At 72.5% G+C, this 20,275-nt stretch carries 17 protein-coding genes; 4 read left to right on the top strand and 13 right to left on the bottom strand.

Translation table 11 applies throughout. The features are described from left to right. Positions 1-61: 61 nt before the first annotated feature. The 5 genes from ACF1GV_RS06870 to ACF1GV_RS06850 all read right to left on the bottom strand — a co-directional run bounded on the left by ACF1GV_RS06870 (position 62) and on the right by ACF1GV_RS06850 (position 5,962). Complete coding sequence (locus tag ACF1GV_RS06870; protein ID WP_391678676.1) at positions 62-2,281, bottom strand: NADP-dependent isocitrate dehydrogenase; 2,220 nt, start codon at positions 2,279-2,281, stop codon at positions 62-64. 123 nt (positions 2,282-2,404) lie between these two features. Then, positions 2,405-2,809 carry a DUF4186 domain-containing protein gene (locus tag ACF1GV_RS06865; protein WP_391678674.1) on the bottom strand — a complete coding sequence of 135 codons (405 nt, stop codon included), beginning with the start codon at positions 2,807-2,809 and terminating at the stop codon, positions 2,405-2,407. 121 nt (positions 2,810-2,930) lie between these two features. Further along, positions 2,931-4,022, bottom strand: a complete 1,092-nt coding sequence (locus ACF1GV_RS06860; protein WP_391678673.1) for a mechanosensitive ion channel family protein — start codon at positions 4,020-4,022, stop codon at positions 2,931-2,933. Positions 4,023-4,224: 202 nt separating this feature from the next. Then, positions 4,225-4,989, bottom strand: coding sequence for a crotonase/enoyl-CoA hydratase family protein (locus tag ACF1GV_RS06855; protein WP_391678671.1), 765 nt, complete (start codon positions 4,987-4,989; stop codon positions 4,225-4,227). Between the two features lie 64 nt (positions 4,990-5,053). Next, positions 5,054-5,962, bottom strand: a complete 909-nt coding sequence (locus tag ACF1GV_RS06850) for a YbhN family protein (RefSeq protein ID WP_391678669.1) — start codon at positions 5,960-5,962, stop codon at positions 5,054-5,056. A 216-nt stretch (positions 5,963-6,178) separates the two neighbouring features. Between ACF1GV_RS06850 and ACF1GV_RS06845 the strand changes: the two genes are divergently transcribed. Further along, on the top strand, positions 6,179-8,083 hold the full coding sequence (locus ACF1GV_RS06845; RefSeq protein WP_391679591.1) for an ABC transporter ATP-binding protein: 1,905 nt from the start codon (positions 6,179-6,181) through the stop codon (positions 8,081-8,083). Between the two features lie 217 nt (positions 8,084-8,300). On the opposite strand, the gene ACF1GV_RS06840 is transcribed toward ACF1GV_RS06845, so the two are convergent. Continuing rightward, the gene (locus ACF1GV_RS06840; RefSeq protein WP_391678667.1) at positions 8,301-9,110 is read right to left on the bottom strand and encodes a pentapeptide repeat-containing protein; all 810 of its coding nucleotides are present in this window, start codon (positions 9,108-9,110) and stop codon (positions 8,301-8,303) included. Between the two features lie 337 nt (positions 9,111-9,447). Next, a complete protein-coding gene (locus tag ACF1GV_RS06835) occupies positions 9,448-9,840 on the bottom strand; it encodes a DUF4345 domain-containing protein (protein ID WP_391678665.1) in 393 nt (130 codons plus the stop codon). Between the two features lie 92 nt (positions 9,841-9,932). Here ACF1GV_RS06835 and ACF1GV_RS06830 point away from each other — a divergent pair, with 92 nt between their 5' ends. Then, positions 9,933-10,541 carry a TetR/AcrR family transcriptional regulator gene (locus ACF1GV_RS06830; RefSeq protein ID WP_391678664.1) on the top strand — a complete coding sequence of 203 codons (609 nt, stop codon included), beginning with the start codon at positions 9,933-9,935 and terminating at the stop codon, positions 10,539-10,541. 13 nt (positions 10,542-10,554) lie between these two features. Here the strand turns inward: ACF1GV_RS06830 and ACF1GV_RS06825 are convergent, their stop codons facing one another. The 5 genes from ACF1GV_RS06825 to ACF1GV_RS06805 form a co-directional block, all read right to left on the bottom strand. Further along, positions 10,555-11,040: a peptidylprolyl isomerase gene (locus ACF1GV_RS06825; protein ID WP_363263970.1), complete on the bottom strand. Its 486-nt coding sequence runs from the start codon at positions 11,038-11,040 to the stop codon at positions 10,555-10,557. A gap of 69 nt (positions 11,041-11,109) precedes the next feature. Next, positions 11,110-12,405, bottom strand: a complete 1,296-nt coding sequence (locus ACF1GV_RS06820) for a haloacid dehalogenase-like hydrolase (protein ID WP_391678662.1) — start codon at positions 12,403-12,405, stop codon at positions 11,110-11,112. 103 nt (positions 12,406-12,508) lie between these two features. After that, the gene (locus ACF1GV_RS06815; protein ID WP_391678660.1) at positions 12,509-13,291 is read right to left on the bottom strand and encodes a 3-oxoacyl-ACP reductase; all 783 of its coding nucleotides are present in this window, start codon (positions 13,289-13,291) and stop codon (positions 12,509-12,511) included. Continuing rightward, positions 13,288-14,694 carry an aldehyde dehydrogenase family protein gene (locus tag ACF1GV_RS06810; RefSeq protein WP_391678658.1) on the bottom strand — a complete coding sequence of 469 codons (1,407 nt, stop codon included), beginning with the start codon at positions 14,692-14,694 and terminating at the stop codon, positions 13,288-13,290. Before ACF1GV_RS06810 ends, ACF1GV_RS06815 begins: the two co-directional genes overlap by 4 nt. Before the next feature lie 8 nt (positions 14,695-14,702). Then, positions 14,703-16,067: a glutamine synthetase family protein gene (locus ACF1GV_RS06805; RefSeq protein WP_391678656.1), complete on the bottom strand. Its 1,365-nt coding sequence runs from the start codon at positions 16,065-16,067 to the stop codon at positions 14,703-14,705. Positions 16,068-16,212: 145 nt separating this feature from the next. On the opposite strand from ACF1GV_RS06805, the gene eat reads away from it, so the two are divergent. Next, positions 16,213-17,679 (top strand): ethanolamine permease, encoded by a 1,467-nt coding sequence (gene eat / locus ACF1GV_RS06800; RefSeq protein ID WP_391678653.1) that lies wholly within the window; start codon positions 16,213-16,215, stop codon positions 17,677-17,679. Positions 17,680-17,710: 31 nt separating this feature from the next. Further along, positions 17,711-18,439 (top strand): gamma-glutamyl-gamma-aminobutyrate hydrolase family protein, encoded by a 729-nt coding sequence (locus ACF1GV_RS06795; RefSeq protein ID WP_391678651.1) that lies wholly within the window; start codon positions 17,711-17,713, stop codon positions 18,437-18,439. Positions 18,440-18,512: 73 nt separating this feature from the next. Here ACF1GV_RS06795 and ACF1GV_RS06790 read toward each other — a convergent pair whose 3' ends face one another. Next, complete coding sequence (locus ACF1GV_RS06790) at positions 18,513-20,069, bottom strand: GMC family oxidoreductase (protein ID WP_391678649.1); 1,557 nt, start codon at positions 20,067-20,069, stop codon at positions 18,513-18,515. Between the last annotated feature and the right edge of the window lie 206 nt (positions 20,070-20,275).

The following is a 20,275-nucleotide window of genomic DNA, read 5'->3' as shown; positions in this document are numbered from 1 at the left end:
GTCGGGGCGGAGGTGGGGGCCGGTCAGATCACCGGCGTCGGATCGGGAACGCGGAAGGCGTTCAGCTCAGGGACGCCAGGGCCTCGTTCCAGGTGGCCGACGGGCGCATCACCGCGGCGGCCTTGGCCGGGTCGGGCTGGTAGTAGCCGCCGATGTCGACCGGCTTGCCCTGGACGGCGTTCAGCTCGTCGACGATCTTCTGCTCGTTCGCGGCGAGCGTCTCCGCGAGCGGCTGGAAGGCCTTGGCGAGCTCGGCGTCGTCGCTCTGCCGCGCCAGCTCCTGCGCCCAGTACAGGGACAGGTAGAAGTGGCTGCCGCGGTTGTCGATGCCGCCGACGCGACGGGTCGGGGACTTGTCCTCGTTGAGGAAGGTCGCCGTGGCCCGGTCGAGGGTGTCGGCGAGGACCTTGGCCCGGGTGTTGCCGGTGGCCTCGGCGAACTGCTCGAAGGACGGCACGAGCGCGAAGAACTCACCGAGGGAGTCCCAGCGCAGGTAGTTCTCCTTGACCAGCTGCTGCACGTGCTTGGGCGCGGAGCCGCCGGCGCCGGTCTCGAACAGGCCGCCGCCCGCCATCAGCGGGACGACCGACAGCATCTTGGCGCTGGTGCCCAGCTCCAGGATCGGGAACAGGTCGGTCAGGTAGTCACGCAGCACGTTGCCGGTCACCGAGATGGTGTTCTCGCCGCGGCGGATGCGCTCCACCGACAGCTTGGTGGCCTCGACGGGGGACAGGATCCGGATGTCCAGGCCCTCGGTGTCGTGCTCCAGCAGGTACTGCTTGACCTTGGCGATCAGGTTGGCGTCGTGGGCGCGGTCCTCGTCCAGCCAGAACACGGCCGGGTCGCCGGTGGCGCGGGCGCGGGTGACGGCCAGCTTCACCCAGTCCTTGACCGGCGCGTCCTTGGTCTGGCAGGCGCGGAAGATGTCACCGGCCTCGACGTTCTGCTCGATCAGAACGGCACCGGAGGCGTCGACGAGGCGCACCGTGCCGGCGGCCGCGATCTCGAAGGTCTTGTCGTGGGAGCCGTACTCCTCGGCCTTCTGCGCCATCAGGCCGACGTTCGGCACCGAGCCCATGGTGGACGGGTCGAACGCGCCGTTGGCCTTGCAGTCCTCGATGACGGCCTGGTACACGCCGGCGTAGGAGGAGTCCGGGATGACGGCGAGCGCGTCGTGCTCCTGGCCGTCGGCGCCCCACATGTGACCCGAGGTGCGGATCATCGCCGGCATCGACGCGTCGATGATCACGTCGGACGGCACGTGCAGGTTGGTGATGCCCTTGTCGGAGTCGACCATGGCCAGGTCCGGGCCCTCGGCCAGCTCGGCGTCGAAGGAGGCCTTGATCTCGTCGCCCTCGGGCAGGGCGTCCAGGCCCTTGAGGATGCCGCCCAGACCGTCGTTCGGGGTCAGGCCGGCGGCGGCGAGCTTCTCGCCGTACTTCTCGAACGTCTTCGGGAAGAAGGTGCGCACCACGTGACCGAAGACGATCGGGTCGGAGACCTTCATCATCGTGGCCTTCAGGTGCACGGAGAACAGCACACCCTCCGCCTTGGCGCGGGCGACCTGCGCGGCGAGGAACTCCCGCAGCTCGGCGACGCGCAGCACGGACGCGTCGACGACCTCGCCGGCCAGCACGGGTACGGACTCGCGCAACACGGTGGTGGTGCCGTCGGCGGTCACCAGCTCGATCTTGAGCGTGTCGTCCTGCTCGATGACCACGGACTTCTCGGTGGAGCGGAAGTCGTTCTCGCCCATGGTCGCCACATCGGTCCTGGACTCGGAGGACCAGGCGCCCATGCGGTGCGGGTGGGTCTTGGCGTAGTTCTTGACGGAGGCCGGGGCGCGGCGGTCGGAGTTGCCCTCACGCAGGACCGGGTTCACTGCGGAACCCTTGATCTTGTCGTAGCGGGCGCGGATCTCGCGCTCCTCGTCGGTCTTCGGCTCGTCCGGGTAGTTCGGCAGCGCGTAGCCCTGCCCCTGCAGCTCGGCGATGGCGGCCTTGAGCTGCGGGATGGACGCCGAGATGTTCGGCAGCTTGATGATGTTCGCGGCCGGCGTCTTGGCCAGCTCGCCCAGCTCGGTCAGCGCGTCCGGGATGCGCTGGTCCTCGGTGAGGTACTCCGGGAACACGGCGATGATGCGCCCGGCCAGCGAGATGTCGCGGGTCTTCACATCGACACCGGCCTGCGCGGCGTACGCCTGGACCACCGGCAGGAAGGAATACGTCGCCAGGGCCGGGGCCTCGTCAGTGTGCGTATAGATGATGGTCGAGTCAGTCACCGGGTGCTCCGCTCCACGTCTGCAACATTGCTCGACATCAAGATATCTCCTGATCCGGTCCGGCTCGACAAGGGTCCTGGCCTGAAACGACGCCGTGGGCCGCCCCGTGCGCGGCCGCACGGCTCAGTCGCGGCGGACCGTGTCCGGCCCGGTACCCCCGGTCATCTCGCGCGTGATCCACCGGCAGATCACCTCCACCACGTACGCCCGCTCGGCGTGGCTCAGCTCACGGCCCTTGGGGATGCCGTGCCAGCGCTGGAGGCAGCCCCGGCAGCAGGTCGCGGTCGCGTGCTGGGCGACGAACACGGGGTGACCGCGGTACGGCGTCTGCTTGCCGTCCTTGTACGGCTCGGCCGGTGCGAGGCGCTTGACGATCAGGTCGTCGGCGTGCCGCCGGATCGTCGCCGGGCCCTTCAGCTCGGCGGTGGCGCGGTCGCGGCCACGCAGGTGGAACTTCGCCCGGAACGGCTGGCGCGCGAGGGCTTCCAGCCGTCGGTCGATGCTGTGGGGGTTGGTGGGGGAGTTCATTCCGCTTCCGAGCGTAGGCGCTCCGCGGGGCCAGGCGCCCTTTGGGGCACGGGGTGGCGGTTCCTCGGCGCGCGGGCGCGTCGTGGCTGGTCGCAGTTCCCCGCGCCCCTTTCGGGGTGCTCTACTCGCCGGAGAAGAGGACCGACCGAATGTCCTCGCCGGGCCGCTGCTGAGGGATCGTGACCGTGCCCTGCTGGAGGGTGACCGTGCGGGTCGGGGCCGGGATGTGGATGCCCTCCGCGCGGTAGCGCTTGTGCAGGCGCTTGATGAACTCGTGCTTGATCCGGTACTGGTCGCTGAACTCGCGGACGCCCAGGATCACCGTGAAGCCGATCCGGGAGTCGCCGAAGGTGTGGAAGCGGATCGTCGGCTCATGGTCCGGCAGCGCCCCGGTGGTCTCGGTCATCACCTCGGCGATCACCTCGTTGGTCACCCGCTCCACATGGTCCAGATCGCTGTCGTAGGCCACCCCGACCTGCACCAGGATCGTCAGGTCCTGCTCGGGCCGCGAGAAGTTGGTCATGTTGGTCTTGGCCAGCTGGCCGTTCGGGATGACCACGAGGTTGTTGGACAGCGCCCGCACGGTCGTCTGCCGCCAGTTGATGTCCTCGACGTACCCCTCCTCCCCGCTGCTCAGCCGGATGTAGTCGCCCACCTGCACGGTTTTGGAGGCGAGGATGTGGATGCCGGCGAAGAGGTTCGCGAGCGTGTCCTGCAACGCCAGCGCGACGGCCAGACCGCCCACGCCCAGGGCGGTGAGCAGGGGCGCGATGGAGATGCCCAGGGTCTGCAGCACCACCAGGAACCCGATCGCCAGGACCAGCACCCGGGTGATGTTGACGAAGATCGTCGCGGACCCGGCGACGCCGGAGCGGGACTGGGTCACCGCGCGCACCAGCCCGGCGACCACCCGGGCCGCCGACAGGGTCACGACGAAGATCAGCCACACCTGCAGCGACTGGTTGACGGTCCGCTGCACCGTCCGGGTCAGCGGCAGCACGGCCGCCGCCGCGGCGGCACCGCCCGCGATGGCCGCCCACGGCACCACCGTGCGCAGGGCGTCCACGACGACGTCGTCACCGCTCCACTTCGTCCGCTTGGCGTGCTTCGCCAGCCAGCGCAGCAGGGTGCGGGAGAAGAAGGCCGCCAGCAGGCCCGCCGCCAGGGCGATGCCGGCCAGCACCAGGTCGTCCAGGGTCAGCGCACGGTTCACCGGCCGCCTCCGAGAAGACGGTCGTCGGCGCCCTCGGCCGACGACGGGATGTGAAGTCTCGTCACGTTGTCACCTGCTCGAACTGCTCGTATCGGGGATGCGCGCCGTACGCGCCCGACGGGGCGTCAGCGCGCGGCGCGAGCGCTCATCCTGCCGTATCCGGCACGGCAGTTCGAAACCGGGCGCCGTGACGAGCGCCGCGTCAGCCGTCCGTGAACGACCCGTGCCGTCCCGCCCCCGACGCGAACCGGCCGGCGCCCCGCATCGCCTCGTCCAGCACGGCCGCGCCGTGGGCGTGTTCGACCCGCAGCGCCTCCCGCTCACCCAGCCCCTCCTGGTCCAGGACCGCCGCGCGGTCGGAGCGCAGACAGTCCTGCGGGAAGCGGGCCAGGGCGGCGGCGAGTTCCTCGGCGGCGGCACGTGCGGTGCCGGCCGGCACGACGCGGTCGGCCAGCCCCATCCCGTACGCCTCGCTTGCCGGGACCGGGCGGCCGGTGAGGATCATGTCCAGCGCGCGGCCGGTGCCGATCAGCCGGGGCAGCCGTACCGTGCCGCCGTCGATCAGCGGCACTCCCCAGCGGCGGCAGAACACGCCGAACACCGCGTCCTCCTCGGCGACCCGCAGATCGCACCACAGCGCCAGCTCCAGCCCGCCGGCCACCGCGTGCCCGGCGACAGCGGCGATCACCGGCTTGGACAGCCGCATCCGGGTCGGCCCCATCGGCCCGTCCCCGTCCCCGGCGACCCGGTTGCTCCGCTCCCCGCCCATGGCCTTCAGGTCCGCGCCCGCGCAGAACGTGCCGCCCTCGCCCCACAGCACCGCCACCCGCGCCTCCTCGTCCGCCTCGAAGGCCCGGAACGCGGCGGCCAGTTCCGCGGCCGTCGGCCCGTCCACGGCGTTGCGCACCTCGGGGCGGGACAGCACGACCGTGGTGACGTGCTCTCTTCGTTCGACGCGGACCGGCATGACGGAACCCCTTCTGGGCGGCGCTGTACGGCGACGCCCGCAGGTTACTCGCGAGTCGCCGGTCTCAGATCACCTTCAGACGCACCAGCGCCCCCAGCGTCAGCGCGCCCGGCAGCAGCGGTAGCCACACGGTGAGGATCCGGTACGCCAGCACCACCGCGGTCGCCACGGCCGCCGGCCCGCCCGCCGCGACGAGTGCCACCACCAGCGCGGCCTCCACCGAGCCGATCCCGCCCGGTGTCGGCACCAGCGCCACCGCCACGGTCGCCGCGAGGTACGCCACCGCGATGTGCGGGGGCGACACGGGAAGGTCCAGCGCCCGCCCGACCAGGACCAGACCCGACGCCTGCAGCGCCGGGAAGGCCAGCGAGCCGCCCCACAGCGCCAGGGCGCGGGCCGGTCGCGCGTGCACCGAGCGGGCCTCGCCGAGCGCGGTGCGCAGGAAGCCGCGCGCGGCCGTGCGCAGCCGCCGTACGCAGACCAGCGTCAGTGCCGCGGTCGAGGCGAGCGCGGCGGCGGCCGCCAGCAGCGGCAGCAGCGCGCCGCCGGGCAGCAGCGTGCCGAGGTGCAGCGCGTCCGGGAAGGCGAGCAGCAGCGCCGCCAGCAGGGCGATCCGGCCCACGCACTCGGCGAGCATGTACAGCGCGAGGGCGGCCGAGGAGCGGGCCAGCGGCACCCCGCACACCGTCATGAAGCGCAGGTTGACCGCGCTCGCGCCGAGGCCCGTGGGCAGCAGATGGTTGGCGGCGCCGGCCGCGAACTGGGTGGCCAGCAGCCGCCGCCGGGGCAGCCGCTCGACGACCGCCCCCTGCCGGGTGAAGGAGGCCGCCACCCAGGTCAGACAGGTCGCGCCGGCCGCGGCGACCAGCCAGGGCCACTCGGCGGTGCGCAGCTGGCCGAGCCCTTCGGTGAGCGTGGAGCGGTGCCGTACGGCGACGACGGCGACGAGCAGGAGCGGGAGCAGACACAGCATCTGCCGGACGGGGACGCGACGGGGGAGTCGTCCCTGCGGCAGCGGGGGGAGGGGGACGGCGGTCACATCGGGAGAGGTTCTCCGCACCGCGCCAACGGCGGGTTGCGGAAGCGGGTACGGCACATTGCGTACGGTCATCGGATCCTTCGAACGGGGGGACGGACGGCGGACATTGACCTCAACGATGATTGAGGTTCTACGTTGCTGTCCATGAGCATGGAGACCACCGCTTGGACGCAGCTGCACAGCGTCATGACCGCTCAGCAGGAGCGGCGCCCCTTCGACCCCGCGACGCTGCGCCGCATCGGCGCCTTCGCCCGCCCGCACCGCCGACGCATCGCCCTGTTCGTGGTGCTCGGGGTGGGGACCGCGCTGCTCGCCGTGGCCACCCCGATCCTCGCCGGACGCGTCGTCGACTCGATCGTGTCGAGGGGCGAGGCGGGCCACGTCGTACGCCTCGCCCTGCTCATCGCGCTCATCGCGGTGGCCGAGGCGGCACTGGGCATCCTCTCGCGGCGGCTGTCGGCCACGCTCGGTGAGGGGCTCATCCTCGATCTGCGGACGGCTGTGTTCGATCATGTGCAGCGCATGCCGGTCGCGTTCTTCACACGAACCCGTACGGGAGCGCTGGTCTCCCGGCTCAACAACGACGTCATCGGCGCCCAGCGCGCCTTCAGCAACACCCTGTCCGGCGTGGTGAGCAACCTGGTCACGCTGCTGCTCACCCTCGCGGTCATGCTGACGCTGTCCTGGCAGATCACCCTGCTCGCGCTGGTGCTGCTGCCGGTGTTCGTGATCCCGGCCCGGCGGATGGGCAGCCGGATGGCGCGTATGCAGCGGGAGGCGGCGGCGCTGAACGCGTCCATGGGCACCCGGATGACCGAGCGCTTCTCGGCCCCCGGCGCCACGCTCGTGAAGCTCTTCGGGCGGCCCGAGGAGGAGTCGGTGCAGTTCGCGCTGCGCGCCCGGCGGGTCGCCGACATCGGCATCCGCACCGCCACCGCCCAGTCCGCGTTCATCACCGCCCTCACCCTGGTCTCCGCGCTCGCCCTCGCCCTGGTCTACGGCCTCGGCGGCTTCTACGCCCTGCACGGCACCCTGGAGGCGGGCGCCGTCGTCTCCCTCGCGCTGCTGCTGACCCGGCTGTACGCGCCGCTCACCGCGCTCGCCGGGGCCCGGGTGGAGGTGATGAGCGCGCTGGTCAGCTTCGAGCGGGTCTTCGAGGTGCTCGACCTGAAGCCGCTGATCGTGGAGAAGCCTGACGCCCGCGAGGTGCCCGACGGGCCGGTCGGCGTCGAGTTCGACGACGTCCGCTTCGCCTACCCGGCCGCCGACCAGGTCTCCCTCGCCTCCCTGGAGGAGGTGGCGGCCCTCGACACCCGCGGTGGCGCCGAGGTCCTGCACGGCATCTCCTTCCGCGCCGAACCCGGCCGGACCGTCGCCCTCGTCGGTTCCTCCGGCGCCGGCAAGTCGACCATCGCCCAGCTGCTGCCGCGGCTCTACGACGCCGACGCGGGCGCGGTCAGAGTCGGCGGCGTCGACGTCCGCGACCTGACGTTCCGCTCACTGCACGGAGCCGTCGGCATGGTCACCCAGGACGGCCACCTCTTCCACGACAGCGTCCGCGCCAACCTGCTGCTCGCCCGCCCCGAGGCGAGCGAGGACGAACTGTGGGACGCGCTGCGCCGGTCCCGCCTTGACGACCTCGTCCGCTCCCTGCCCGACGGCCTGGACACCGTCGTCGGCGAGCGCGGCTACCGGCTCTCCGGCGGCGAACGCCAGCGCATGACGATCGCCCGGCTGCTGCTCGCCCGCCAGCGCGTGGTCATCCTCGACGAGGCCACCGCCCACCTCGACAACACCTCGGAGGCGGCCGTGCAGGAGGCGCTGACGGAGGCCCTCGCCGACCGCACCGCCGTCGTCATCGCCCACCGGCTGTCCACCGTGCGCACGGCCGACGTGATCCTGGTGGTGGAGGCGGGCCGCATCGTGGAGCGCGGCACCCACGAGGAGCTGCTGGCGGCGGACGGACGGTACGCCGAACTGCACCGGACGCAGTTCGCACGGGCACAGGACACGACCGGGGCCGCCGGGCGGCTGACGGGGGAGACGGTGGCGTAAGGAGACGTCCGGGCGGTTGCGGACCCGGCCGGGGCAGAGCACCGACCGGGCCGCGATCCGTCTCGGGGTTCCGGACGCGGCCCGGCCGGAGTCGTGGATTCCGGTGCGGTGCCGGTGACTTCAGTCAACAGCGCCCGCTCGCCCGCCGCATCTCCAGCGCGCCGAACGGCCGAACCCACCGGCGGCCGGGCCCCGCGCCCCGTGCCCGCGCCCCGCGTCACCAGTGCACTGGCCGCTCCAGCCCCGCCGGCAGAACCGTCGACGCGTCACCCCTGGCCGCGTTCAGCTGGGCCTGGGTGACGAAGAGCGCGCCCGAGAGGTCGGCGCCCGAAAGGTCGGCGTCACGCAGGTCCGCGCCGATCAGGTCGGCCGAGCGCAGGTCGGCGCCCGAGAGGTCGGCCGCGATCAGCAGCGCGCCGCGCAGACTGGCGCCCCGCAGGTCGGCGCCGGCCAGCCGGGCCCCGATCAGATCCGCCCCGCGGTGGTTGCGACGCCGGCCGGGCAGCCCCGCCCGCGCCAGCTCGCCGGCCCGCAGCAGCAGCTCGTTCACCTCGCCGCGCAGCGCGTTGACGTCCACCGCGCGGATCTCCTCGGCACTGCCCCGGGTGAGTTCCTCGATACGGTCCGCCGCGCGCCGCAGGTCCCGGTGGACGGGCCGGGCCGCCGCGAGGCCGAGCGCCTCGGTGACGTACCACAGCAGCTCGTGCAGCTGCCGCATCACCGGGAACACGGCGAACATCGCCCCGGAGGTGCCCGGCGCGCTCCGCCAGTCCGTACCGCCGAAGGTGACCTGGGAGACCTTCTGGCCCGCGCCGAAGCAGTCGAAGACGGTGCAGCCCGGATAGCCCCGCTCGCGCAGGTCGGTGTGGATGCCGCAGCGGAAGTCCGCCTGGAGGTTCCCGCACGCCTTTCCGGCCGGCTTGTCGGCGGCGAAGTCGGCGGAGCGGGCGAAGGGCAGCGCGACGCAGCACAGCCCGAAGCACGACGCGCAGTCGGCCTGCAGGTCCGCCCGGCGCGGCGCGGGCACCGGGTCACCGCCGCCGGGTGCCCCCTGCTTGCCGCGCGCCGCCTCCCGGGGCGAGGGCGCCTGCGGGGACCGGCGCCCGCCGCGCCCCCCACCCGCCGTGTCGGACCCGCCCCGGCGTGCGGACGAGGCGGGGCGCTTGCGGCCCCCGGCGGGGGAGGGGGTTCCGTGCTGTCGGGACACCGTGCGTGCTCTCCAGGGACGAGACGAGCACCGCCGGTCTGCGGCGCTCGGAAGACCGGCCGTCCATTCTCGCAGAGCGCGTACGGGGCCTGAGCGGATTGCCCCGGACGGGCATCGGTCCCTACCGTGCCGCTGCGGTGTCCCCGGCGCTGGGCGGTCAGGCCGTGACCGCCGCCTCCTCGCTGTCCGCCAGCCACAACAGCAGCGGCGACAACCCCAGTTCCACGGCCGCCAGCAGGAGCTGGAACCAGTGCGGCCGGCCCGCGACGGCGAGGGAGAGCAGCCGCGCCGCCCCGCCGAGCAGGAACACCGCGGTCAGTATCCGGACCGCGGCCGCCGGGACGGGGGACTGCCGCACCGCCCACAGCCAGGCCAGCCCGTACCCGGCGAAGACCGCGCCCATGAACCGCCCGAAGCTGTCGACGGTCGGCCCGGCCGCACCGGCGCCGGGGATCGCGGCGTTCCCGAGCAGCACATGGAAGAGGCCGATGGCCACGCACGCGTACCCCATGGCCCACGCCAGTCCTCGCAGCACTCCGACCCGCGTCATGCCGGACACCCCCGTCGCTTGGTAGACACACGTCCAGTAACGCCCTCAGGGTAGGCGCCGCTAGTAGACACATGTCAAGTAACATGCCGCCCATGTCCCCTCGCCGCCGCCTCAGCCCCGACGAACGCCGGGCCGAACTCCTCGCCGTGGCCGCGCGGCAGTTCGCCGAGCGTCCCTACGACGAGGTGCTGATGGAGGACGTGGCCGAGCGGGCGGGCGTCTCCCGTGCGCTGCTGTACCGGTACTTCCCGAGCAAGCGGGACCTGTTCGCCGCGCTCTACCGGCAGGTCGCCGAGCGGCTGCTCGACCTGACCCGGCTCGACCCCGCCGACGACCTGGCGGACCAGCTGGCCCAGGGGCTGGACGTGCACATCGCGTACTTCGCGGAGAACCGCAACACCGTCCTGGCGGCCAACCGGGTCCTGGCCGGCGACCGGCTGATCCAGACCATCATCACCGGTGAGCTGGACGCCCTGCGTGAGCGCCTGCTCGCCGTCCTGCCGGTCACCGACGCCGGCACCCGGCAGGCCGTCTCCGGCGTCCTGAAGAGCTGGCTGGTCTTCGTCCAGGTGCTGTGCGTGGACTGGCTGACCGAGCCGACGTGCACCCGCACCGAACTGCGGGACGTGTGCGTGGGTGCCGTGCTGGGCGCCTTGCGCCCCCTGCTGAAGGAGGACCCGGCGCCCGGCCGGCCGTACTGAGTGACGCCGTGGCTCAGATCTGGACGACCTCGGCGGAGTTGATCACGACCTGCTCCTTGGGCACGTCCTGCGCACCCGTGGGGACCTGCGCGATCCGGTCGACGACGTCCTGGCCCTCGACGACCTTGCCGAAGACCGCGTAACCCCAGCCGTCCTGGCCCGGGTAGTTCAGGAAGTCGTTGTCGCTGACGTTGATGAAGAACTGCGCGCTGGCCGAGTGCGGAGCGGACGTCCGGGCCATGGCGACGCTGTACTTGACGTTCTTCAGGCCGTTCTTGGCCTCGTTCTCCACCGTGCGCGGGGCGGGCTTGATGCGCATGTCGGTGCCGTGGCCACCGCCCTGGACCATGAAACCGTTGATGACCCGGTGGAAGATCGTTCCTGCGTAGTGGCCGCTGTTGAGGTACTCCAGGAAGTTCTCGACCGTCTTCGGGGCCTTGGCGTCGTCGAGGCTGAGGACGATGTCGCCCATCGTCGTCGAAAGGCGGACGTTGGTCATGACTGCTTCTCCACTCGCTGTACGTCGTCTCTCCCCTGCCCGAACAGGCACGGGAAACACGTCAGTCTTTCACAGCCCCTGCGGGTACACCCTGTCCCACTGGTCCGGCACGGGAGAACCGTCCTGACGGAGCACCGGCCCGCGCGTGCCGTCCGGGTTCTCGTATCCGGTCGTGGCACACGGGTACGGGTCCGCCCTGCGCGGCTTCGGCTGAAGGAACATCGGGTTGACGATCCAGCGCCCGTCGCCGTCGTCGTACGCCCGGCACATCAGCTCGGTCCTGTTGCGGTTGAGCACGAGCCGCAGCACCGTGGCGTCCCGCAGGAAGGTGACGTCGGTGTCGGAGTCGCCGGCCGCGAAGACCTGCCGGCGGTCCGCGGGCAGGGACCGCTCGGCCGCGGCGCCGTGGACGCCGTACACCACCGTGTTGATCCAGCACCGCTTGCCGTCGATGTACGGGATCAGCGCGTCCTCGCCGTCGCGGACCGTGCCGCAGCCCCTCAGATGCGCGGTGAGCCGGCCGGCCGCGGTGACGCTGCGGATGCCGATGGTGTGCGCGGCGTCGACGCCGGCGCCACGCGCCCACACCTCGACGACCGGTTCGGGCGAGGCGGAGGTGATCCATACGTCGAAGCCGGACCGCTGGAGCGTGCGGATCAGGTCGCGCTGCTCGGCGTAGTAGCGCACCCAGCCGGTCTCCCGTCCGCTGCCGACCCGCTGCTCGGTTCCGACCGGCGCAGCGAGGTTCTCCGCCCGGGCCGCCGCGGCGAACTCCCTGACCTCGCGCGGCGTCCAGCCCTGCAGCAGCTGCGCGAGCCATGCGTACTGCGGCTGCGTGCGGCGGTGGTCGAAGCCGGCGAAGGCGTGCTCACCGCCGGTCGTGGCGCCGTCGGAGTACACCGCGCGGATCTCGTCGGCGCAGCCGGTGTCCGTGGCGGTGGGCAGCGGCGCACCGGCCGGCGCGGAGCTGCCGCAGGCGGCCGCGAGCGCCCGGACGGCGGCGTCGGTGAGGTGGCGGCTGGTCGTGCGCCAGTCCCGGTGGGCGGGCCGGCGGATCCTTTCGTGGCGCAGCAGCCAGAACATCGTCGCGTCACCGACGTCGTTCTTGACGACCGTGTTGTCCCAGTCGAACACCGCGACCGGTCGGCCCTTCATCCGGTGGGACCGTTCCCCGCAGCCGCCGTGACGGTCGATCAGCTGCTGGAGCCGCGCGCGGTTGTCGCCGTACCAGCCGGGCGAGGGCGCGAGGACGGGGCACGCGCGCGGCGCCGGCTCCGCCACGGCCGGGCGGCCGGCGGCCAGGGATCCGGCGAGCAGGAACAAGGCCAGGGCGGTCACCAGCCGTGGACGGCTCTTGCCGGACATGGGATACGCCTCCTCGGGCTGCGGAACGCTGGAGCTGTGGAACGTGTGGACGGCCGCCGGCCGTGCGGGCGCGCCGGCGGCCGTCCGGGGCGGCGGGCGGGGCCTACAGCGGGGTGACGTACGCGCCCGCGATGCCGCCGTCGACGAGGAACTCGGCGGCGTTGACGAAGGAGGAGTCGTCGCTGGCGAGGAAGGCGACGGCGGCCGCCATCTCCTCCGGCTCGGCGAACCGCCCCACCGGCACGTGCACCAGGCGGCGCGCGGCACGCTCCGGGTCCTTCGCGAACAGCTCCTTCAGCAAGGGGGTGTTGACCGGGCCGGGGCACAGCGCGTTGACGCGGATGCCCTCCCGGGCGAACTGGACGCCGAGTTCGCGGGACATGGCGAGCACGCCGCCCTTGGAGGCGGTGTAGCTGATCTGCGAGGTCGCCGCGCCCATGACGGCGACGAACGACGCGGTGTTGATGATCGACCCCCTGCCCTGGCGGCGCATGTAGGGGAGCGCCGCCTTGCAGCACAGGTAGACGGAGGTGAGGTTGACCTCCTGGACGCGCTTCCAGGCCTCCAGGCCGGTCTCCAGGATGGAGTCGTCGTCGGGCGGCGAGATGCCCGCGTTGTTGAAGGCGACGTCGATGCTCCCGTAGGTGTCGTAGGCCGTCTTGAACAGGGCCTCGACCTGCTCCGGGTCGGTGACGTCGACCTGCACGAACAGCCCGCCGACCTCTTCGGCGGCGGCCTTTCCGGCGGCCGCGTCGATGTCGGCGCACACGACGTTCGCGCCCTCGGAGGCGAGACGGCGCACGGTGGCCAGGCCGATGCCGCTGCCGGCTCCGGTGACGACGGCGGTACGGCCGGCCAGGCGGCGGCAGATGGCGGACTCGGTCACGGTCGGTTCTCCTCGGTGCTGATGAAGACGTTCTTGGTCTCGGTGAAGGCGGTGAGGGCGTCCGGCCCCAGCTCCCGGCCGATGCCGGACTGCTTGAACCCGCCGAACGGGGTCCAGTAGCGGACGCTGGAATGGGAGTTGACGGACAGGTTCCCGGCGGCGACCGCCCGCGAGACGCGGATCGCGCGTCCCACGTCCCGGGTCCACAGGGAGCCGGACAGGCCGTAGTCGGTCGCGTTGGCCAGGCGTACGGCGTCCGCCTCGTCCTCGAAGGGCAGGACGACGGCGACGGGCCCGAAGATCTCCTCGGTGGCCGCCGGGTCACCGGGGCGTCCCTCCAGGACCGTCGCCGGGTACCAGAAGCCCTTGCCCTCGGGAGCCTCGCCGCGGATGACGACGGGAGCGCCGTCGGGGACGTAGGAGCGCACGCGCTCGCGCTGGGCGGCCGAGATCAGCGGGCCCATCTGCGTCTCGGGGTCCGCCGGATCGCCCACCCGCCACGCCGTGACGGCCGGTTCGAGCAGCTGAAGGAAGCGGTCGTACACCTCGCGCTGGACGAGGATGCGGCTGCGGGCGCAGCAGTCCTGGCCGCTGTTGTCGAGGAAGGAGCCGGGCGCCGCGGCGGCGGCCCGCTCCAGGTCGGCGTCGGCGAAGACGATGTTCGGGCTCTTGCCGCCGAGTTCGAGGGTCACCCGCTTGAGCTGCGCCGAGCCCTTCGCCAGCACCTGCTTGCCGACGGCCGTGGACCCGGTGAACACCACCTTGGCGACACCGGGGTGCTCCACGAGCGCGGCGCCGGTGACCGGGCCGGCGCCCGGCAGCACCTGGAACAACCCCTCGGGCAGACCGGCCTCCAGCGCGAGCCGGGCCAGCCTGATCGCCGTCAGCGGGGTCGTCTCGGCGGGTTTGAGCAGCACCGCGTTGCCCGCGGCCAGCGCCGGGGCAGCGCCCCAGCAGGCGATGGGCATCGGGAAGTTCCACGGCGCGATCACCGCCACCACACCGAGCGGCTCGTGGAAGGTGACGTTCAGGCCGCCCGCCACCGGGATCTGACTGCCCGCCAGGCGCTCGACGCCGCCGGCCGCGTAGTCGAACAGGTCGCGGGCGTTGCCGGCCTCCCAGCGGGCGTTGCCGATCGGATGGCCGGCCTCCAGGACCTCCAGCCTCGCCAGCTGCTCCAGGTGGTCGTCGATGACGGCGGCGAAGCGGCGCAGCAGCCGGGCCCGGTCGCCGGGCGCGAGCGCGGCCCAGGCGGTCTGGGCGCGGGCGGCGCGGGCGACGGCCTCGGCCACCTCCGCGGCGCTCGTGGCCGGGACGGTGGCGACGACCTCCTCGGTCGCCGGATTGAGGACCTCGTGCGCAAAGGGCTCGGAAGGCTCGCAGCGGTAGGAGTGGTCGGACAAGGGGTTCCTCACAGGCGCTCGAAGGAACGGAAACGCTCCCAGTCGGTGACGGCGGAGTCGAAGGCGTCCAGCTCGACGCGGGCCATGTTCAGGTAGTGCTCGACGACCTCCTCGCCGAAGGCGGCCCGCGCGATCGGGGAGGACTGCCACAGCTCGGCGGCCTCCCGCAGAGTGCCGGGCACCTGCCTGGCGTCGCCCGTGTACGCGTTGCCGGTGCACCCCTCGGGCAGCTCCAGCTCGTGCTCGATGCCGTACAGCCCGGCCGCGACCATGCCGGCGACCGCCAGATACGGGTTGACGTCGCCGCCGGGCAGCCGGTTCTCCAGGCGGTGCCCGGGGCCGTGGCCGATGACCCGCAGCGCGCAGGTGCGGTTGTCGGGACCCCAGGCGACGGCGGTCGGCGCGAACGAGCCCGGGCGGAACCGCTTGTAGGAGTTGATGTTCGGCGCGTACAGCAGCGTGAAGTCCCGCATCGCCGCCAGTTGCCCGGCCAGGAAGTGCTCCATCAGCGGGGACATCCCGTACGGCCCGTCGCCCGCGAGGACGGGACGGCCGGCCTCGTCGCGCAGCGAGAGGTGAATGTGGCAGGAGTTGCCCTCACGTTCGTCCCACTTGGCCATGAAGGTGAGGGACACGCCCTCCTGCGCGGCGATGGTCTTGGCGCCGGTCTTGTAGATGCTGTGCTGGTCGCAGCTGGTCAGCGCCTCGTCGTAGCGGAAGGCGATCTCGTGCTGCCCGAGGTTGCACTCGCCCTTGGCGGACTCCACGGTCATGCCCGCCGCACCCATCTCGTTCCGGATGCGCGCCAGCAGCGGTTCGACCCGGGCGGTGCCCAGCAGCGAGTAGTCGACGTTGTACTGGTTGGCCGGGGTCATCTCGCGGTAGCCGCGGGACCAGGCCGCCTCATAGGTGTCCTTGAAGACCATGAACTCCAGCTCGGTGCCCGCGTACGCGGTCCAGCCGTGCTCCGCGAGCCGGTCCAGCTGGCGGCGCAGGATCTGGCGCGGGGAGGCGACCACCGGGGAGCCGTCGTGCCAGGCCAGATCGGCGAGCAGCAGCGCGGTGCCCGCGTCCCAGGGGGTGCGGCGCAGGGTGGCGGGGTCGGCGTGCATCGCGAAGTCGCCGTAGCCGCTCTCCCAGGAGGACATGGCGTAGCCGCCGACGGTGTTCATGTCGGCGTCCACCGCGAGCAGGTAGTTGCAGCCCTCGGTGCCATGGCGCAGGACCTCGTCGAGGAAGAAGCGCGCGGCGAACCGCTTGCCCTGGAGCCTTCCCTGCATGTCGGTGAAGGCGAGGACGACGGTGTGGATCTCCCCGCCGTCGACGAGTGTCACCAGGTCGTCGACGCTGAGCGGGGGCGTACGGTCAGCCACGGGAACGGCCTCCTGTCGGTGCGGACGGAGGCCCTAAGGTACGCATGCAGACCTTTGGAAGGGAAGAGCCCGGAGGTCTTGCGCTCGGCGCTCCGGGAACGCAAAGGTGTGCATCCGTACCTTTCCTCGAGGTAGGGAGCGGCCCATGACCGACGGCACCGACGCACATGTGACCTCGTCTTCCCCCGCGGCGCCCCCGTCGCCGGACGACGCCTACCTCCAACGGCGCACCCTGCGCCGGGGCAGCGCCGGCTGGCTGCTGCTGACCGGCCTCGGCGTGGCCTACGTCGTCTCCGGCGACTACGCCGGCTGGAACTTCGGCCTGGCCGAGGCCGGGTTCGGCGGCCTGGCCGCGGCCGCCCTGCTGATGGGCGTGATGTACACCTGCCTGGTCTTCTCGCAGGCCGAGATGGCCGCGGTGCTGCCCACCGCCGGCGGCGGTTACGGCTTCGCCCGCCGGGCGCTCGGCCCGTGGGGCGGGTTCCTCACGGGCACCGCGATCCTCATCGAGTACGTGCTCGCCCCGGCCGCCATCGCCATCTTCATCGGTGACTACGTCGAGTCCCTGCACCTGTTCGGGCTGACCTCCGACTGGCCCGTGTACCTCGCCTGCTTCGCCCTGTTCATCGGCATCCACCTGTGGGGGGTCGGAGAGGCGCTGCGCTTCAGCTTCGTCGTCACCGGCATCGCGGTCGCCGCACTGATCGTCTTCGCCGTCGGCGCCCTCACGCACTTCGACGCCGGCCGGCTCGACGACATCCCCGTCGACCACACCGCCTTCGCCGCGAACTCCTGGCTGCCGTACGGACTCCTCGGCATCTGGGCCGCGTTCCCCTTCGGCATGTGGTTCTTCCTCGGCGTCGAAGGGGTGCCGCTGGCCGCCGAGGAGACCAAGGACCCGGCGCGCTCCCTGCCGAGGGCGATGGCCCTGTCCATCGGCATCCTGCTCGCCCTGGCCCTGGTCACCTTCCTCACCGCGACCGGGGCACACGGCTCGGCCGCGATCAAGGACGCCGGCAATCCGCTGGTCGCGGCGCTGGAAGGGGACGGCGGGCCCACCGCGCTGAGCCGGTTCGTGAACTACGCCGGCCTCGCCGGGCTCGTCGCCTCCTTCTTCTCCCTCATCTACGCCGGCTCCCGGCAGCTGTTCGCTCTCTCCCGGGCCGGCTACCTGCCCCGCTTCCTGTCCCTGACCAGCCGCCGCAAGGCGCCTCACCTCGGCCTGCTGGTGCCCGGCGCGCTCGGCTTCGCGCTCGCCGCCGCGACCCGCGACGGCGCCCGCATGCTCAACGTCGCCGTGTTCGGCGCGACCATCTCCTACGCCCTGATGGCGCTGTCCCACATCGTGCTGCGCCGCCGTGAGCCGCGGCTGCCACGGCCGTACCGCACCCCGGGCGGCGTCGTGACCTCCTCGGTGGCCCTGGTCCTGGCGTGCGCCGCGCTCGCCGCGACGTTCCTGGTGGACAAGACCGCCGCGCTGATCGCGCTGGCCGTGTACGCGGTCGCCCTCGCCTACTTCGCGCTCTACAGTCGGCACCGTCTCGTGGCCTCCGCCCCCGAGGAGGAGTTCGCCGCGCTGGCGGCCGCCGAGGCCGAACTCGAACGCGACTGACCCCGCCCCACGCCCGGAAGGAAAGACCCCCGTGCCCACGCCTTGCATCGGCATCAGCACCTACCTGGAGTCCTCCGTGCGCTGGGGCGTGTGGGACCTGCCCGCCGCAGTGCTCCCGGCCGGCTACCACGAGCTGGTGCAGCGCTGCGGCGGGCTCGCTCTCCTGCTGCCGCCGGACGACCCGGGCGCCGCCGAGGAGACCGTCGCCCGCCTGGACGGCCTGGTCGTCACCGGCGGCCCCGACGTCGACCCGCGCCGCTACGGCGCCGCACGCCACCCGCGCACCGGCCCCGCCCACGAGCGGCGGGATGCCTGGGAACTCGCCCTGATCGACGCCGCGCTGGAGCGGGGCACCCCGCTGCTCGGCGTCTGCCGGGGCATGCAACTGCTCAACGTGGCCCTCGGCGGCACCCTCATACAGCACCTGCCGGACGTGGTGGGACACGGCGGCCACTGCGGCCCGCCCGGGGTGTTCGCCCGGCACGTCGTCAAACCGGTGCCGGGCACCCGGCTGGCCGCGGTACTGCCCGAGGCCGTCACCGTGGCGACCTACCACCACCAGGCCCTGGACCGGCTGGCCGACGGCCTGACGGCGAGCTGCCACGCCGAGGACGGCACGGTCGAGGCCGTCGAGCTGCCCGGCGCCGGTGGTTTCGCCATGGGCGTGCAGTGGCATCCGGAGGCCGGAACCGACGTACGGCTCATGCAGGCCCTGATCACGGCGGCCCGGGCCCGTCGGGACGCGAGGGAGGCGCCCTAGAGTGCTTCGTTAGGTTCTGGTTCTTCTCGTCGGTAGGGGGCGAGGGCGCGGTCGGCCGGCAGGACGGGACTCGCTATCGTCCGACTCCCGTGATGAGGCCGGCCGCCTTCTCCGCGGCCATGATGGTCGGTGCGTTGGTGTTGCCGCGCGGCACCGTCGGGAAGACCGAGGCGTCCACGACGCGCAGGCCCGGCACGCCGAGGACACGCAGCTCGGGGTCGACGACCTCACCGATCGCGCACGTCGACGTCGGGTGGAACAGCGTCTGCCCGTTGCGCTGTGCCCAGGCGAGGAGATCCGCGTCCGCGTCCGAGTCCGGGACGAGGTACGGCCCCGTCGCGACGTCGGTCACCGCCCGCTGTGCCGCGATATCCAGGGCGATGCGCAGACCGGCGACGATGGCGTCGCGGTCCTGCCTGGTGGTGAGGTAGTTGTGCACGATCCGGGGCGCGGCGTCGGGCCGCGGGGAGCGCAGGGTGACCGTGCCGCGGCTGGTCGGGGCGAGCACACACGGGCCGAAGGCGAAGCCGTGCTCGGTGGGTGCGCCGAGCCCCTCCTGGTGGAAGAGTACGGGGGAGGCGTGGAACTGCACGTCCGGGGCGGCCAGGTCGTCCCGGCTGCGGAAGAAGCCGCCGGCCTCGCCGAGGTTGGAGGTGAGGTGGCCGCGGCCCTCGCTCTGCAGCAGCGCGGCGTTCTCCGGCGTGGCCGCCGTGAGGAGCGACTCGACGCCGGTACGGAAGTTCAGCAGCGTCATGTAGTGGTCCTGCAGCCCCTCGCCGACGGGCAGGTCCTGGACGACGCCGATGCCGAAGGCGGACAGGGTGGCGGCCGGCCCGATCCCGGACAGCATCAGCAGCTTCGGCGACTCGTAGGCGCCCGCGGACAGGATCACCTCGCGTTCGGCGCGCACCACCTCGACGGTGCCGCCCCGCTCCACCTCCACACCGGTCGCCCGGCCGCCCTCGACCACTACGCGGTGGGCGAGGGCCGACGGCAACACGGTCAGGTTCGGCCGCTCCAGCGCGGGGTGCAGATACGCGACGGCGGCGCTGCAGCGCAGACCGCCGCGCTGGGTGAGCTGGTAGCGGCCGACACCGAACTGCGTCTCGCCGTTGAAGTCGTCGTTCGCCTTGTGCCCGGCCTGCACGGCCGCCTGCACGAAGACCGAGGCGAGCGGGTGCAGCGACCGGCCGTCGCTGACGGTCAGCGGCCCGTCCGCGCCGTGGTACTCGTCCGCGCCGCGCTCGTTGTCCTCCGAGCTCTTGAAGTACGGCAGGACCTCGTCGTACGACCAGCCGTCGGCACCGGCCGCGGCCCAGCCGTCGTAGTCGGCGCGGTTGCCGCGGATATAGATCATCGCGTTGATCGAGCTGGAGCCGCCGAACACCTTGCCCCGGGGCAGGTAGGTCCGCCGCCCGCCGATCCCCGGCTCCGGCTCGCTGTCCAGGTCCCAGTCCAGGGCCGATTTGAACAACTGCGGGAAGGCGGCCGGGACATGGATCTCCTGCGCGGTGTCGGGACCGCCGGCCTCGATCAGCGCCACCCGGACCTCCGGATCCTCCGAGAGGCGTGCCGCGAGCACACAGCCCGCGGAACCGGCACCGACGATGACGTAGTCGTACGTGCTCATGCCCATCTCCTTTGGCAGCAAGTGCGGGTGCCGTGACATGCGGTCCTGCTCGGCCGGGAAGCCCGGTGCCGGCCCCGGTGACGGGGTGGCGGAGGGATCTGGTGCCCGGATGAGGAAGGGGAGCCGGTGGGCCAGTGCCCGCTGCTGCCAGGGTCCCGCGTGGACGTCGAGATGGTCGACGGGATACTCGGCCAACCGCCCCAGCG

It is taken from the genome of Streptomyces sp. NPDC014006 (assembly GCF_043088925.1).
In the GTDB taxonomy this organism is placed as follows: Bacteria; Actinomycetota; Actinomycetes; order Streptomycetales; family Streptomycetaceae; genus Streptomyces.
Note: the sequence above shows the minus strand (reverse complement) of the source record. Positions and strands in the feature narration are given on the sequence as shown.

What these genes read in the sequence shown, in the direction of transcription:
- ACF1GV_RS06865 (WP_391678674.1), bottom strand. Translation starts at nt 2,809, where the DNA reads ATGAACTCCCCCACCAACCCCCACAGCATCGACCGACGGCTGGAAGCC.
- ACF1GV_RS06855 (WP_391678671.1), bottom strand. Translation starts at nt 4,989, where the DNA reads ATGCCGGTCCGCGTCGAACGAAGAGAGCACGTCACCACGGTCGTGCTG.
- ACF1GV_RS06850 (WP_391678669.1), bottom strand. Translation starts at nt 5,962, where the DNA reads ATGCTGTGTCTGCTCCCGCTCCTGCTCGTCGCCGTCGTCGCCGTACGG.
- ACF1GV_RS06845 (WP_391679591.1), top strand. Translation starts at nt 6,179, where the DNA reads ATGGAGACCACCGCTTGGACGCAGCTGCACAGCGTCATGACCGCTCAG.
- ACF1GV_RS06835 (WP_391678665.1), bottom strand. Translation starts at nt 9,840, where the DNA reads ATGACGCGGGTCGGAGTGCTGCGAGGACTGGCGTGGGCCATGGGGTAC.
- ACF1GV_RS06830 (WP_391678664.1), top strand. Translation starts at nt 9,933, where the DNA reads ATGTCCCCTCGCCGCCGCCTCAGCCCCGACGAACGCCGGGCCGAACTC.
- ACF1GV_RS06825 (WP_363263970.1), bottom strand. Translation starts at nt 11,040, where the DNA reads ATGACCAACGTCCGCCTTTCGACGACGATGGGCGACATCGTCCTCAGC.
- ACF1GV_RS06820 (WP_391678662.1), bottom strand. Translation starts at nt 12,405, where the DNA reads ATGTCCGGCAAGAGCCGTCCACGGCTGGTGACCGCCCTGGCCTTGTTC.
- eat (WP_391678653.1), top strand. Translation starts at nt 16,213, where the DNA reads ATGACCGACGGCACCGACGCACATGTGACCTCGTCTTCCCCCGCGGCG.
- ACF1GV_RS06790 (WP_391678649.1), bottom strand. Translation starts at nt 20,069, where the DNA reads ATGAGCACGTACGACTACGTCATCGTCGGTGCCGGTTCCGCGGGCTGT.